The organism is Streptomyces sp. NPDC056734 (assembly GCF_042790455.1).
Classification (GTDB): Bacteria; Actinomycetota; Actinomycetes; order Streptomycetales; family Streptomycetaceae; genus Streptomyces.
In genome coordinates, this window is sequence record NZ_JBHTZD010000020.1 from 84,679 (window position 1) to 98,099 (window position 13,421).

At 68.2% G+C, this 13,421-nt stretch carries 11 protein-coding genes, 1 pseudogene and 1 riboswitch; of the genes and pseudogenes, 5 read left to right on the forward strand and 7 right to left on the reverse strand.

Features of this window, described 5'->3' with window-relative positions; genetic code table 11:
- Nucleotides 1–10: 10 nt before the first annotated feature.
- The gene (locus ACFRFC_RS28395) at nucleotides 11–271 is read left to right on the forward strand and encodes a hypothetical protein (protein ID WP_382685107.1); all 261 of its coding nucleotides are present in this window, start codon (nucleotides 11–13) and stop codon (nucleotides 269–271) included.
- Here ACFRFC_RS28395 and ACFRFC_RS28400 read toward each other — a convergent pair.
- The 3 genes from ACFRFC_RS28400 to tnpA form a co-directional block, all read right to left on the reverse strand.
- Entirely contained in the window at nucleotides 184–1,197 is a 1,014-nt protein-coding gene (locus ACFRFC_RS28400; RefSeq protein WP_382685110.1) for a ribonucleotide-diphosphate reductase subunit beta, read from the reverse strand. The genes ACFRFC_RS28395 and ACFRFC_RS28400 overlap by 88 nt on opposite strands.
- Nucleotides 1,197–3,578 carry a ribonucleoside-diphosphate reductase subunit alpha gene (locus tag ACFRFC_RS28405; protein WP_382685113.1) on the reverse strand — a complete coding sequence of 794 codons (2,382 nt, stop codon included), beginning with the start codon at nucleotides 3,576–3,578 and terminating at the stop codon, nucleotides 1,197–1,199. The genes ACFRFC_RS28400 and ACFRFC_RS28405 overlap by 1 nt, the downstream gene beginning before the upstream one ends.
- Before the next feature lie 147 nt (nucleotides 3,579–3,725).
- Nucleotides 3,726–3,815: riboswitch (cobalamin riboswitch) on the reverse strand.
- A 194-nt stretch (nucleotides 3,816–4,009) separates the two neighbouring features.
- A complete protein-coding gene (gene tnpA, locus ACFRFC_RS28410; RefSeq protein WP_382685116.1) occupies nucleotides 4,010–4,438 on the reverse strand; it encodes an IS200/IS605 family transposase in 429 nt (142 codons plus the stop codon).
- A gap of 17 nt (nucleotides 4,439–4,455) precedes the next feature.
- Between tnpA and ACFRFC_RS28415 the strand changes: the two are divergent.
- Nucleotides 4,456–5,650 (forward strand): annotated as a pseudogene (locus ACFRFC_RS28415) (RNA-guided endonuclease InsQ/TnpB family protein).
- A 77-nt stretch (nucleotides 5,651–5,727) separates the two neighbouring features.
- Here ACFRFC_RS28415 and ACFRFC_RS28420 read toward each other — a convergent pair.
- The 4 genes from ACFRFC_RS28420 to ACFRFC_RS28435 form a co-directional block, all read right to left on the reverse strand.
- The gene (locus ACFRFC_RS28420) at nucleotides 5,728–6,234 is read right to left on the reverse strand and encodes a GNAT family N-acetyltransferase (protein WP_382685119.1); all 507 of its coding nucleotides are present in this window, start codon (nucleotides 6,232–6,234) and stop codon (nucleotides 5,728–5,730) included.
- 308 nt (nucleotides 6,235–6,542) lie between these two features.
- On the reverse strand, nucleotides 6,543–6,785 hold the full coding sequence (locus tag ACFRFC_RS28425) for a YbdD/YjiX family protein (protein ID WP_382685121.1): 243 nt from the start codon (nucleotides 6,783–6,785) through the stop codon (nucleotides 6,543–6,545).
- The gene (locus ACFRFC_RS28430; RefSeq protein ID WP_382685123.1) at nucleotides 6,757–8,907 is read right to left on the reverse strand and encodes a carbon starvation CstA family protein; all 2,151 of its coding nucleotides are present in this window, start codon (nucleotides 8,905–8,907) and stop codon (nucleotides 6,757–6,759) included. Before ACFRFC_RS28430 ends, ACFRFC_RS28425 begins: the two co-directional genes overlap by 29 nt.
- A gap of 123 nt (nucleotides 8,908–9,030) precedes the next feature.
- Nucleotides 9,031–9,795, reverse strand: coding sequence for a GntR family transcriptional regulator (locus ACFRFC_RS28435; RefSeq protein WP_382685125.1), 765 nt, complete (start codon nucleotides 9,793–9,795; stop codon nucleotides 9,031–9,033).
- A 445-nt stretch (nucleotides 9,796–10,240) separates the two neighbouring features.
- Between ACFRFC_RS28435 and ACFRFC_RS28440 the strand changes: the two genes are divergently transcribed.
- From ACFRFC_RS28440 to ACFRFC_RS28450, 3 genes are all read left to right on the forward strand, one after another.
- Entirely contained in the window at nucleotides 10,241–11,518 is a 1,278-nt protein-coding gene (locus tag ACFRFC_RS28440; RefSeq protein WP_382685127.1) for an extracellular solute-binding protein, read from the forward strand.
- A 97-nt stretch (nucleotides 11,519–11,615) separates the two neighbouring features.
- Nucleotides 11,616–12,593, forward strand: coding sequence for a carbohydrate ABC transporter permease (locus ACFRFC_RS28445; RefSeq protein WP_382692938.1), 978 nt, complete (start codon nucleotides 11,616–11,618; stop codon nucleotides 12,591–12,593).
- Nucleotides 12,590–13,420 (forward strand): carbohydrate ABC transporter permease, encoded by an 831-nt coding sequence (locus tag ACFRFC_RS28450; protein ID WP_382692937.1) that lies wholly within the window; start codon nucleotides 12,590–12,592, stop codon nucleotides 13,418–13,420. The genes ACFRFC_RS28445 and ACFRFC_RS28450 overlap by 4 nt, the downstream gene beginning before the upstream one ends.
- Nucleotide 13,421 lies beyond the last annotated feature (1 nt).

The window sequence follows — 13,421 nt, forward strand, 5'->3', positions numbered from 1 at the left end:
CAGTGATGTCATGACTACAGCGCAGACACAAGGACTCATCGGCCTGCTGGCCGTCCTCGGCATCCTCCTCCTCGTGATCCTCCCCGCGCTGATCGGCGCGGTGCGCGAGCACCGCATCGACCGTCAGCTCAGGGAGGCCGAGAAGGGCGAAGGCCCCGGGAAGCGGAACGGACCCGGGAAGCCTCAGAAGTCCTCGTCCAGGTCCACGGTGCCCTCCACCGCCACCTGGTACGCCGAGGGCCGCCGCTCGAAGAAGTTGGTCAGCTCCTGAACCCCTTGCAGCTCCATGAAGGAGAAGGGGTTCTGCGAACCGTAGACCGGCGCGAAGCCCAGCCGGGTGAGCCGCTGGTCGGCGACACACTCCAGGTACTGCCGCATCGACTCGGTGTTCATGCCGGGGAGGCCGTCACCGCACAGGTCGCGGGCGAATTGCAGCTCGGCCTGGACGGCCTCCGCGAGCATGTCGGTGACCTCCTGCCGAAGCCGGTCGTCGAACAGCTCCGGCTCCTCCTTGCGGACGGTGTCCACGACCTCGAACGCGAAGGACATGTGCATGGTCTCGTCACGGAACACCCAGTTGGTGCCGGTCGCCAGGCCGTGCAGCAGACCCCGGCTGCGGAACCAGTAGACGTACGCGAAGGCACCGTAGAAGAACAGGCCCTCGATGCACGCGGCGAAGCAGATCAGGTTCAGGACGAAGCGGCGGCGGTCGGCCGGGGTCTCCAGGCGGTCCAGCTTCTCGACCTCGTTGATCCACTTGAAGCAGAAGCCGGCCTTCTCGCGGATGGACGGGATGTTCTCCACCGCGTCGAAGGCGGCGACGCGGTCCGCCGGGTCGGGGAGATAGGTGTCGAGCAGCGTCAGATAGAACTGGACGTGCACGGCCTCCTCGAACAGCTGCCGGCTCAGATACAGCCGCGCCTCGGGCGAGTTGATGTGCTTGTACAGCGTCAGCACCAGGTTGTTCGCCACGATCGAGTCACCCGTCGCGAAGAACGCCACCAGCCGGCCGATGAGGTGCTGCTCGGCGGGGCTGAGCCTCGCGAGATCGGCGACGTCCGAGTGGAGGTCGACCTCCTCCACGGTCCAGGTGTTCTTGATGGCGTCCCGGTAGCGCTCGTAGAAGTCGGGGTAGCGCATCGGGCGGAGCGTCAGTTCGAAGCCCGGGTCGAGCAGGTTCGTGTTACGGGTGGACATTACTGGCAGGCCTCGCAGCTCTCGGGGTTTTCGAGGGAGCAGGCGACGGCGTCGGCCTCGGGCGCCTGCTGGACGGGAATGGTGGGTTGCGCCTGGGCCGCGCGGGCGATCCGGGTCGCCGGGCGCGAGCGCAGGTAGTACGTCGTCTTCAGCCCCTGCTTCCAGGCATAGGCGTACATCGACGACAACTTGCCGATGGTCGGCGTCTCCAGGAAGAGATTCAGCGACTGGGACTGGTCCAGATACGGCGTACGGGCGGCGGCCATGTCGATCAGACCGCGCTGCGGGATCTCCCAGGCCGTGCGGTACAGCCCCCGCACCTCTTCCGGGATCCACGCGAAGCCCTGCACCGAGCCACTGGCCTCGCGCAGCGCCTCCCGGGTACGGGCGTCCCACACCCCCAGGTTCTTCAGGTCCTGCACCAGATACGAGTTGACCTGGAGGAACTCCCCGGAGAGCGTCTCGCGCTTGAACAGGTTGGACACCTGCGGCTCGATGCATTCGTAGACGCCCGCGATGGACGCGATGGTCGCGGTGGGCGCGATGGCCAGCAGCAGGGAGTTGCGCATCCCGGTGGCGGCGATCCGTTCCCGCAGCGCCGCCCAGCGCTCGGGCCAGGTCGCCTCGACACCGTAGTGATCGGGGTGCAGCACACCGCGCGCGGTACGGGTCCTGTCCCAGGCCGGCAGCGGGCCGTTGCGCTCGGCGAGGTCGGCGGACGCCTCGTACGCGGCCAGCATGATCCGCTCGGCGATCCGGGTGGACAGGGCCTTCGCCTCGGGCGAGTCGAAGGGCAGCCGCAGCTTGAAGAAGACGTCCTGGAGGCCCATCGCGCCCAGGCCCACCGGACGCCAGCGGGAGTTTGAGCGCTCGGCCTGCTCGGTCGGGTAGAAGTTGATGTCCACGACCCGGTCCAGGAACGTCACCGCCGTACGGACCGTCTCGTCCAGCCGCTCCCAGTCGATGCCGTTCGCGCCCTGGTCGACAAAGGCGCCGAGGTTGACCGAGCCCAGGTTGCAGACCGCGGTCTCGCCGTCGTCCGTGACCTCCAGGATCTCCGTGCAGAGATTGGAGGAGTGGACGACCTGGCCCGGCTCGGCGGTCTGGTTGGCCGTGCGGTTGGCGGCGTCCTTGAAGGTCATCCAGCCCTGGCCGGTCTGCGCGAGCGTGCGCATCATCCGGCCGTACAGCTCACGGGCGGGCAGCGTCTTGCGGGCCAGCCCCTTGCGCTCGGCCGCCCGGTAGGCCGCGTCGAACTCCGCGCCCCACAGGTCGACCAGCTCGGGCACGTCGGCGGGCGAGAACAGTGACCAGATCCCGTCGGTGTCGACCCGTCGCATGAACTCGTCCGGCACCCAGTGCGCGAGGTTCAGATTGTGCGTACGGCGGGCGTCCTCACCGGTGTTGTCGCGCAGCTCCAGGAACTCCTCGATGTCGGAGTGCCAGGTCTCCAGATACACCGCCGCCGCGCCCTTGCGCCGCCCGCCCTGGTTCACCGCGGCCACCGAGGCGTCGAGCGTCTTGAGGAACGGCACGATGCCGTTGGAGTGCCCGTTGGTGCCGCGGATCAGGGAGCCGCGGGCACGGATGCGGGAGTAGGAGAGCCCGATGCCGCCGGCGTGCTTGGAGAGCCGGGCGACCTGGTGGTAGCGGTCGTAGAGGGAGTCCAGCTCGTCCTTGGGGGAGTCCAGGAGGTAGCAGGAGGACATCTGGGGGTGGCGGGTGCCGGAGTTGAAGAGGGTGGGGGAGGAGGGCAGATAGTCCAGGCGGCTCATCAGGGTGTACAGCGCGGCGACCTCGTCCAGCGCGCGGACCGTGTCGTCCTCGGCGAGTCCGGCGGCGACCCGGAGCAGGAAGTGCTGCGGGGTCTCGATCACCTGGCGGGTGATGGGGTGGCGCAGCAGATAGCGGCTGTGCAGGGTGCGCAGGCCGAAGTAGCCGAAGCGGTCGTCGGCGCCGGGGTCGATGAGCGCGTCGAGGCGGGCCGCGTGCAGCGTCACGAAGGCGGCGGTGCGGTCGGCGATCAGGCCCTCGCGGTGGCCGGTCGCCACGGACCCGGTGAAGGTGGTCACGCCCTGGGAGGCGGCCTCGGCGGCGATGGAGAGGGTCAGCAGCCGGGCGGCCAGCCGGGAGTAGACGGGGTCCTCGGAGATCAGACCGGCGGCGGCCTCGGTGGCCAGCTCGCGCAGCTCCGCGCCGTCGGCCCGCGCGGACCGGCCGCGCAGGGCGGCGGCGGCCACCCGGCCGGGGTCGGCGTCGGGCAGGTCGGCGATCAGCTCGGTCAGCGTCCGCAGAAGCGCGGCGCCGGGACCGTCGGTCTCCTCGGCGGAAGCGACTGCTGGGGCGGTTGCTGAAGCCGGATCGGCTGGCGCGATCGTCACGTGGGGCTCTCCCTCGCTCGGCACGGGGCCTCGGGGAGGGCAGGGGCCGACGGCTCACGAGCGCACGGGGCGTCGCGTCCACCGGCCCACTCCACGAGGCCCGGACGTCATGGCACCCGGACCGGATGGCCGGGCGCGCTGTCGGCAGGTCCTCGGACTGACCAGGTGCGGGCCGTACGGGACGGATGCGCACAAGTACACCGTTGCGGGACAGTTCCGGATTTGCACCGGATTCCCCTGCGGCGACAGCGAGCATGAGCATACATCTTGTGCCGTGCTGTCGGGTCACCCCCAGATGTTGTGTCGCGCCGGTTTCGGCATGACCTAGCGCGGAACCCCGGGCGTTCACGCCCGGGAGGAAGCACGCCGGGAGGAAGCGCTTCTTGACGCTGCCCTGGCCCGCGCGGGTGCATGGGTCAGAGTTGTTGACCTCAGCTGGGACGTTTCTGGTTCTCGATGTACTCCTTGATGGCGGTGAGCGGGGCGCCGCCGCACGAGGCGGCGTAGTAGGACGGTGACCAGAAGTGCTCACCCCATAGGTACGTGCGGATGTGGTCGGGGAACTCCTGCCGCAGGCGCCGGGCGGAGACGCCCTTGAGGGAGCCGACGAGTCGGGAGATGGCGACCTTGGGTGGGTAGTGCACGAGCAGGTGGACGTGGTCGCGTTCGCCGTTGAACTCCTTCAGCTCTGAGCCGAAGTCGGTGCACACGTCGCGCATGACCTCTTCGCAGCGCCGGAGGATCTCGTCGGTGAATGGTCCGCGCCGGTGCTTGGGTGTGAAGACCAAGTGCGCGTGGAGGGTGTGGACGACGCTACGACCCCTGTGAATGTGGGGGTTTGGTTCCCAGCGTGGTGACATAGATCAATGCTACGGTCATGTCCGTGAAGATCGTGACGCAGGTCAAACTGATGCCGGATGCCGTACAGGCCTCCGTGTTTGAGCGCACCCTGCGCACGGTCAATGACGCCGCGAACTGGGTGTCGGAGGTCGCGTTCGAGCATGGCGTGCCGCGTGAGTACGAGTTGCGCAAGCACACCTACGCCGAACTCAGAGCGCGGGGGCTGGGAGCGCAGGCCGCGCAGCACGTCATCAAGAAGGTGCGCGACTCGTACACCACGCTCAAGGCCAACATTCGTGCCGGGAACCTCGGCAAGGAAGGCTCCAGGCGTCGCCGCAAGGCCGGGTCCAAGCCGGTCACCTTTCGTCCAGAGGCCGCCCAGCCGTATGACGACCGGTGTCTGAGCTGGCAGTACGACCGGCGGACCGTGTCCATCTGGACCGTGGACGGCCGGGTCAGGAACGTGCCGTTCGTGTGCTCCGCCGACGCGCTCAAGATGCTCCAGGCGCACCGGCAGGGCGAGTCCGACCTGATCGAGCGTGACGGCGTGTTCTACCTCGTCGCCACCTGTGGCGTGCCCGAAGCGGAGCAGTACGAGCCGGACGGCTTCATCGGCGTGGACCTCGGCATCGAGAACATCGCCACCGCCTCCACCGGCTACCTCGCCGCGGGGCGGGGGCTCAACCGGTACCGCAAGCGGCAGCTTGCCCTGCGTGCCAAGCTCCAGAAGAAGCGCACCAAGAGTGCCAGGCGGCGACTCAAGGCACGTGCCCGCAAGGAAGCGCGGCACGCCGCCAATCAGAACCACATCATCTCCAAGACGATCGTGACCGAGGCTGAACGCACCGGGCGCGGCCTGTCCCTCGAAGAACTCAAGGGCATCCGCAACCGGGTACGGCTCCGCAAGCCTGGGGGTACCTCCCACGCCCTTTGGGCAGTGGGGGAGGGTCGCACTCCACTCCTGGGCGTTCGCCCAACTCGGGGACTTCATCGTCTACAAGGCCAAGCGGGCCGGTGTGCCCCTGGTCTTCGTTGATCCCGCGTACACGTCGCAGACGTGCGCCGAGTGCGGCCACGTCGACAGACGCAACCGTGTCGATCAGGGGCTTTTCATCTGCCGGGGGTGCGGGGTCGTTGCCCACGCCGACCGGAACGCTTCCCACAACATCGCCGCACGCGGCGAGAATGTGTGGAGAGCGGGGCGTGAGTCACGCGTCCCTGCCACCCCGTAGACGGGGTGTCTGGACGGAGGAGTCCACCCCAGCAGCCAGCTGGGCACTACCTCCAAGCCCGGTCCTTCAGGACCGGGTCAAGTTGACAGTGTCAACTCGTAGGTGAGGAGAGTGAGGTCGTCCAGGTGCGGCACGGGATTCCAGTCGCGGCTCGGGGTGCGGACGAAACCGAGGCGTTCGTAGAGGCGGTGGGCGGCGTGCATGGCGCTCTGCGAGGAGAGCACGATGCGCTCCGCGGTGTCCGCGCGCTCGATGCAGGCGCGTACGAGGGCCTCGCCGGCGCCCTTGCCGCGGGCCTCCGGGGTGACCGCGAGCATCCGGATCTCTGCCTCGGCGGGGCCCGCTATGTCGGCCATGGGGCCGCCGCCGACGGGCACGAAGGTGATCGTGCCGATGGCTCCCGCCGGGGTTTCGGCGACCAGGATCTCGGCGTGTTCGGCTCGTCCGGCGACGTCCTTGAGGACCGGGAGGTAGGGGTCGTCCTCGCCGAAGTCCAGGAGGCCCTCGCGGAGGTAGGCGTGGGCGACGAGGTCCCCGAGGAGGGAGTACTCGTCTGGGGTCGCGGGTCTGATGTGGAGGTCCATGGGGTGAGTCTGCCTGGGGCGCCTTTGAGTGGCTGCGCATTTTCCGAGGCACTGGGGGCTCGATGCCGTCTGTCCGCCGACCGCCGCCGTGGGCTGGTCGCGCAGTTCCCCGCGCCCCTGGGGGCGTGGCGGCGGGCGTGCCGTACCAGGTGCGGTCGATCTCGAACTCGTACGGGACGTTCCCCTGTCCCTCTCGTCCGGGCCCTGGGAATCCCGGGTGCCGGCACCCGACCTCACGGGCGCGGGGAACTGCGCGAGCAACCACGACGGACCCGCACCAGCACCCCGCACCAGCACCCCGCACCGGCTCAGCAGCACCGGAACCCCTCCCGGGGATCCCCCTCCCGCCGATCCATCCGCATCCGTTCGAAGCCCCGCAGGGACGGCACCTCCGCCTCGGGATCGCCCTTGCGCAGATGCGCGCAGTAGCGGTCGTACGCCGACTCGTCGGTCAGCTCCCGCAGATACCAGCGCACGCCCGCCAGGGCCCGGCGGCACCAACCCCTCCGCACCCCCCGCGCCTCAAGACCCCGCCGCCGTGCCGACCGCATCCCGCGCCGCCTCCTCCCTCTCCCGCCCGGTCGGGAACAGACCGTCCGGGGCGACGATCCTCGACTCGACGTACGGCGCCTCACTCAGCGTGGAGAGGGCCGGACGCCGGACATGGCGGACGCAGACGCGGGCCGCGTCCACGAGGACCACGATGATCAGCAGGGCCAGCACGGCCGTGAGGACGCCGTCGACCGTGGAGTTGGTGACGACCGTCCGCATGTCGTCCATCGTCTTGGCCGGCGCCAGGACCGTACCCTCGTCGATCGCGTCCTGGAAGATCTGGCGCTGCTTGAAGAATCCGACCCTCGGGTCGGAGGAGAACACCTTCTGGTAGCTGGCGGTCAGCGTCACCGTCGCGTCCCAGAGCAGCGGGACGCCCGTCACCCAGGCCCACTTCAGGCGCCCGGACTTGACCAGCAGGGTGGTGCACACGGCGAGGGCGACGGCGGCGAGCAGCTGGTTGGCGATGCCGAAGATCGGGAAGAGCTGGTTGATGCCGCCGAGCGGTTCGTGGACGCCCACCCACAGGAAGTACCCCCACAGGCCGCACACGAGCGCGCTGGTGAGGATCAGCCCCGGCTTCCAGCTGATGTTCCTGAACGGCTTGTACACGTTCCCCAGCATGTCCTGGAGCATGAACCGGCCCACGCGCGTACCGGCGTCCAGCGCGGTCAGAATGAACAGCGCCTCGAACATGATGGCGAAGTGGTACCAGAAGGCGCGCAGGCCACCGCCCGTGACCTGCGAGAAGATCTCCGAGACACCGACCGCGAGGGTGGGCGCCCCGCCGGTGCGGGAGAGGAGCGAGGACTCCTCGACGTTCCTGGCCGCCTGGGCGAGGTCCTCGGGCGAGATCGAGTAGCCCCAGCCCGTCACCACCTGCGACGCGCTCTCCACCGTCGTCCCGATGACCCCGGCGGGCGCGTTCATCGCGAAGTACAGGCCCGGGTCGATGATGCTGGCCGCGATCAGCGCCATCACGGCGACGGACGACTCCATCAGCATGGAGCCGTACCCGATCATCCGGACCTGCGTCTCCTTCTGGATCATCTTGGGCGTGGTGCCGCTGGAGATCAGCGCGTGGAAGCCCGACAGGGCGCCGCAGGCGATGGTGATGAACACGAACGGGAAGAGCGACCCCGCGAAGACCGGCCCGTCGCCGCTGGAGGCGAAGGGGGTGACCGCGTCCATCCGCAGCGTCGGCAGGGCGATGACGACCCCGAGCGCGAGCAGCGCGATCGTGCCGATCTTCATGAACGTGGAGAGATAGTCGCGCGGGGCCAGCAGCATCCACACCGGCAGGATCGAGGCGATGAAGCCGTACGCCACCAGCCAGATCACCAGCGTGGCCGGTTCGAGGGTGAAGGTGTCCGCCCAGGACGACTCGGCCACCCAGCGGCCCGAGACCAGCGCGAGCAGGAGCAGGGCCACCCCGATCAGTGACACCTCGACCACCCGGCCGGGGCGCAGGACCCGCAGATAGAAGCCCATCAGCAGGGCGATCGGGATCGTCATGCCGATGGAGAAGGTGCCCCACGGGGACTCGGCGAGGGCGTTGACGACGACCAGCGCCAGCACACCCAGCAGAATGATCATGATGGCGAACGCGGCGAGCAGCGCGGCGGCCCCGCCGAACGGGCCGATCTCCTCACGTGCCATCTGCCCGAGCGAACGCCCGTCGCGGCGGGTGGAGAAGAACAGCACCACCATGTCCTGGACCGCGCCCGCGAGGATCACCCCGACGATGATCCAGATGGTGCCCGGCAGATAGCCCATCTGCGCGGCGAGCACGGGACCCACCAGCGGCCCGGCACCGGCGATGGCCGCGAAGTGATGGCCGAGCAGCACCCGCCGGTCGGTGGGGTGGAAGTCGACCCCGTTGTCGAGGCGTTCGGCCGGCGTGGCCCGGGTCCGGTCGACCTTGAGGACCTTGTACGCGATGAACTTGGAGTAGAAGCGGTAGGCGATCGCGTACGAGCCGAGGGCCGCCGCGATCATCCAGGCGGCGGAGATCTCCTCACCGCGGGACAGCGCGAGCACCGTCCAGCCGGCCCCGGCGACCAGTGCGACCAGGGTCCAGACGGCGATGGTTCTGGCGGGTGCGGGGTGTGCTCTGCGCACGGGTCGTCCTCCCGTCGTCTGCGATGACGGGAGGACGGTACGGCAGCGGGATGATCCGCGCTACGCCATGAACACCGGTGCCGCGTAAGGGGATTGTGTAAAGCGGACGTACCGCGTACGGTCCTACGCCTCCGGCCGCTTCAGTCGGGCGACGAACTTGTACCGGTCCCCGCGGTAGACCGACCGCACCCATTCCACCGGCTTGCCGTCGCGGTCGAGGGAGTGGCGGGACAGCATCAGCATCGGCAGCCCCACGTCGGTGCCGAGCAGGCCGGCCTCGCGCGGGGTGGCCAGGGAGGTCTCGATGGTCTCCTCGGCCTCGGCGAGATGGACGTCGTACACCTCCGCGAGGGCGGTGTAGAGGGAGGTGTATTTGACCAGGCTCCGGCGCAGCGCGGGGAAGCGCTTGGCGGACAGATGGGTGGTCTCTATGGCCATCGGCTCGCCGTTGGCCATGCGCAGCCGCTCGATCCGCAGCACCCGGCCGCCCGGACTGATGTCCAGCAGCCCGGCGAGCCGGTCGTCGGCGGTGATGTAGCCGATGTCCAGCAGCTGGGAGGTGGGTTCGAGTCCCTGGGCGCGCATGTCCTCGGTGTACGAGGTGAGTTGCAGCGCCTGGGAGACCTTCGGCTTGGCGACGAACGTGCCCTTGCCCTGGATCCGTTCGAGCCGCCCCTCGACCACCAGTTCCTGGAGTGCCTGGCGGACGGTGGTGCGCGAGGTGTCGAACTCGGCGGCCAGTGTGCGCTCGGGCGGCACCGGGGTGCCGGGCGCCTGCGTCTCCGTCATGTCGAGCAAATGCTTCTTCAGGCGGTAGTACTTGGGCACGCGCGCGGTACGGACGGTCGCCCCACCCTCGTTCTCCGCACTGCTGACGTCGGTGGTCATGCTCTGCCTTCCCGGCTCCGGGTGCCGAAGCGACCGGCACCCGCCGGACGCGGCTCACATCGTGGCACGGCTTTGTACGCGCGTGGCCGCTCCCGGTTGCCTCTGTCGCCTCCGGATGGTCCGCCGCACGTCCGTGATCTCCTCTGTATACCTTCGTGACCCCGGTTGGTCTAGTCCATCACACCATGATGACGCAGGTGGTATGCCCGAAGTGGTACGTCCGATACGTGCCTTGCGCAATGAAAGTTCCCTGCATATCTCGGTGTCATCACGGACGCACGGAGGGCGCTTAACCACCCTTGACAGGCCAATTGGTCTGAGCCAAGCTCCCGGTACTGGTCTACACCATTGGTCCAGGTCCCGGCCCCATTGACGGTACGCACGGCGTTTCGACTGAGCACCGCGGGGAGGCAGGGGGGTTTGTGGCATCCCTGAGGAGGGTGGCGTGAAGCGCAAGCTGATATCCGCGATCGGTGTCGCGGCGATGATGGTTTCCATCGCGGCGTGCGGAGGGGACAGCGGGGACGACAGTGGCGGGGACACGAGCGCTGACGGGTTCGCGGGACAGACGCTGACCGTCTGGGTGATGGACGGTTCCTCGCCCGACGACTGGCAGGCGGAGGTGGCCGCGGCCTTCGAGAAGGAGACCGGGGCGAAGGTCGAGTTCGAGGTCCAGCAGTGGAACGGCATCCAGCAGAAGCTGACCACCGCGCTGTCCGAGGAGAACCCGCCGGACGTCTTCGAGATCGGTAACACCCAGACGCCGGCCTACGCCAAGACCGGCGGTCTGGCCGACCTGAGTGACCTGAAGGAGGAGATCGGCGCCGACTGGACCGAGGCGCTGAACGAGTCCTCCATCTACGACGGTACGCAGTACGCGGCTCCCTGGTACTTCGCCAACCGTGTCGTCCTCTACAACAAGCAGGTCTGGGAGGAGGCCGGCATCACGGAGACGCCGACCACCCGCGACCAGTTCTACACGGACCTTGAGACCATCGGCGAGAAGACCGACGCCGAGCCGATCTACCTGCCCGGCCAGAACTGGTACTACTTCGTCGGCCTGGTCGTCGGCGAGGGCGGCGAGCTGGTCAAGCAGGACGGCGACAAGTGGGTCTCCAACCTCGACTCTCCCGAGGTCGCCGCCGCCGCGGAGACGTACAAGAAGTTCCAGGCCCTGTCCGAGGCCCCCAAGGACAAGGACGAGGCCACCCCGCAGCAGGGTGAGGTCTTCGCCGAGGGCAACGTCGGTGCCTTCATCGGCATGGGCTGGGAAGCCGGCATCGCGATCGAGGCCAACCCCGAGATCGAGGAGCAGATCGGCTACTTCACCATCCCGGGTCCGACCGCCGAGCAGCCCGAGGGCGTCTTCCTCGGTGGCTCCAACCTCGCGGTCGCCCAGGGCAGCGAGCAGCAGGATCTCGCCAAGGAGTTCCTGAAGATCACGCTGTCGGACGAGTTCGAGGGCAAGCTCTCCGCGACCAACGGCGTCATCCCGAACAAGGAGTCGCTCCAGTCCAACCTGACCGGTAACGCCGCCGCCGAGGCCGCCGCCCCGGCCGCCGCGTTCGGTGGCACCACCCCGCTGATCGCGGAGTGGGCCGCGGTCGAGAACGCGCCGAACCCGATCAAGAGCTACCTGACCGCCGTGCTCAACGGCAAGACCCCGGCCGAAGCCGCCGCGCAGGTCGAGGACGAGTTCAACAAGCGCCTGTCGCAGGAGTAGCAGCACCAGCGCTCTGCGCTCATGCCGGGGCGGGGACGGCCCTCGGGCCGTCCCCGCCCCGGCGAACGTACGTAGGTCGAGAAGAGAGATCGCGAGCATGACCGTGCAGACCGAACGGCCGCCCTCGGATCAGGTACCGATCCGGAAGACCGATGGCGGCGGAACCGGCAGACCCAAGAAGCGCAGCGGCGACCTCGCGCCCTATCTGCTGCTGCTGCCGGCCATCGTGGCCACCGTGCTGCTGCTGGGCTGGCCGCTGCTGAAGGACCTTCTGCTGTCCTTCCAGAACCTCAACATGGCGCAGCTCATCCAGCGCGTCACCGAGTGGAACGGCCTGGACAACTACAAGGAGACCCTGACCGGAGGTGACTTCTGGCGGGTCACCCTGCGGTCGATCCTGTTCACGGCCGTCAACGTCGCCCTGATCATGGTCCTCGGCGCCCTCATCGGTCTGCTCCTCGCCCGGCTGGGCAACAAGATGCGGGTCACCCTGATGGTCGGCCTCGTGCTGGCCTGGGCGATGCCCGTGGTCGCCGCCAGCACCGTCTACCAGTGGCTGTTCGCCCAGCGCTTCGGCGTCGTCAACTGGGTACTGGACAAGCTCGGCTGGCACTCCATGGCCGACTACAGCTGGACCAGCAGCCAGATGTCGACGTTCTTCGTCGTCACCCTGCTGATCGTCTGGGGGTCCATCCCCTTCGTCGCGCTCAACCTCTACGCGGCCACCACCACCATCCCCGGCGAGCTGTACGAGGCCGCCGCCCTGGACGGGGCCGGCGCCTGGCGCAGCTTCCGCACGGTCACCATGCCGTTCCTGGGCCCCTTCCTCTACGCCACCACGTTCCTAGAGGTCATCTGGGTCTTCAAGGCGTTCGTGCAGGTCTTCACCTTCAACGGTGGTGGCCCCGACCGGCTCACCGAGATCCTGCCCGTCTACGCCTACGTCGAGGGCGTCGGTAACCAGCACTACGGCATGGGCGCGGCGATCGCCGTACTGACCATCCTGATCCTGCTCGGTATCACCGCCTACTACCTGCGGCTCGTGCTCAAGCAAGAGGAGGAGGGGCAGCTGTGAATCGCACGCTCTTCGGCCGGGTGTGGCCCAATGTCACGGCCATCATCCTGTTCATCGGCTTCGTCTTCCCCGTGTACTGGATGTTCTCCACGGCGTTCAAGCCGACCGGCGACATCATCTCCGAGAACCCGGTCTGGTTCCCGACCGACGTCACCTTCGACCACTTCACGACCGCGGTCTCGGCGGACAACTTCTGGACGTTCGTCGCGAACTCGTTCATCGTCACCACCCTCGCGGTCTCCTTCTCGCTGCTCATCGCGCTCGCCGCGTCCTTCGCGCTGGCCCGGATGCGGTTCAAGGGGCGGCGCGGCTTCATCGTCGGCTTCATGATGGCGCAGATGGCGCCCTGGGAAGTCATGATCATCGCGATCTACATGATCGTGCGCGACGCGTCGATGCTGAACAGCCTGGTCCCGCTGACGCTCTTCTACACGATGATGATCCTGCCCTTCACCATCCTGACGCTGCGCGGCTTCGTCGCCGCCGTGCCCAAGGAGCTGGAGGAGTCCGCCATGGTCGACGGCTGCACCCGTGTCCAGGCGTTCCGCAAGGTCATCTTCCCGCTGCTCGCGCCCGGCCTGATGGCCACCTCCATGTTCGGCTTCATCACCGCCTGGAACGAGTTCCCGCTCGTCCTGGTCGTCAACAAGGAAGCCCACGCGCAGACGCTGCCGCTGTGGCTGAGCAGCTTCCAGAGCGTCTTCGGCAATGACTGGGGCGCCACCATGGCCGCCTCCACGCTGTTCGCGATCCCCATCCTCGTCCTCTTCCTCTACCTCCAGCGCAAGGTCGTCGGCGGACTGACCGCGGGCGCCGTGAAGGGATAAC

Bases quoted from the DNA above. Each gene is read 5' to 3' on its own strand.
- ACFRFC_RS28395 (WP_382685107.1), top strand. From the start codon at position 11: ATGACTACAGCGCAGACACAAGGACTCATCGGCCTGCTGGCCGTCCTC.
- ACFRFC_RS28400 (WP_382685110.1), bottom strand. From the start codon at position 1,197: ATGTCCACCCGTAACACGAACCTGCTCGACCCGGGCTTCGAACTGACG.
- tnpA (WP_382685116.1), bottom strand. From the start codon at position 4,438: ATGTCACCACGCTGGGAACCAAACCCCCACATTCACAGGGGTCGTAGC.
- ACFRFC_RS28420 (WP_382685119.1), bottom strand. From the start codon at position 6,234: ATGGACCTCCACATCAGACCCGCGACCCCAGACGAGTACTCCCTCCTC.
- ACFRFC_RS28425 (WP_382685121.1), bottom strand. From the start codon at position 6,785: ATGCGGTCGGCACGGCGGCGGGGTCTTGAGGCGCGGGGGGTGCGGAGG.
- ACFRFC_RS28435 (WP_382685125.1), bottom strand. From the start codon at position 9,795: ATGACCACCGACGTCAGCAGTGCGGAGAACGAGGGTGGGGCGACCGTC.
- ACFRFC_RS28445 (WP_382692938.1), top strand. From the start codon at position 11,616: ATGACCGTGCAGACCGAACGGCCGCCCTCGGATCAGGTACCGATCCGG.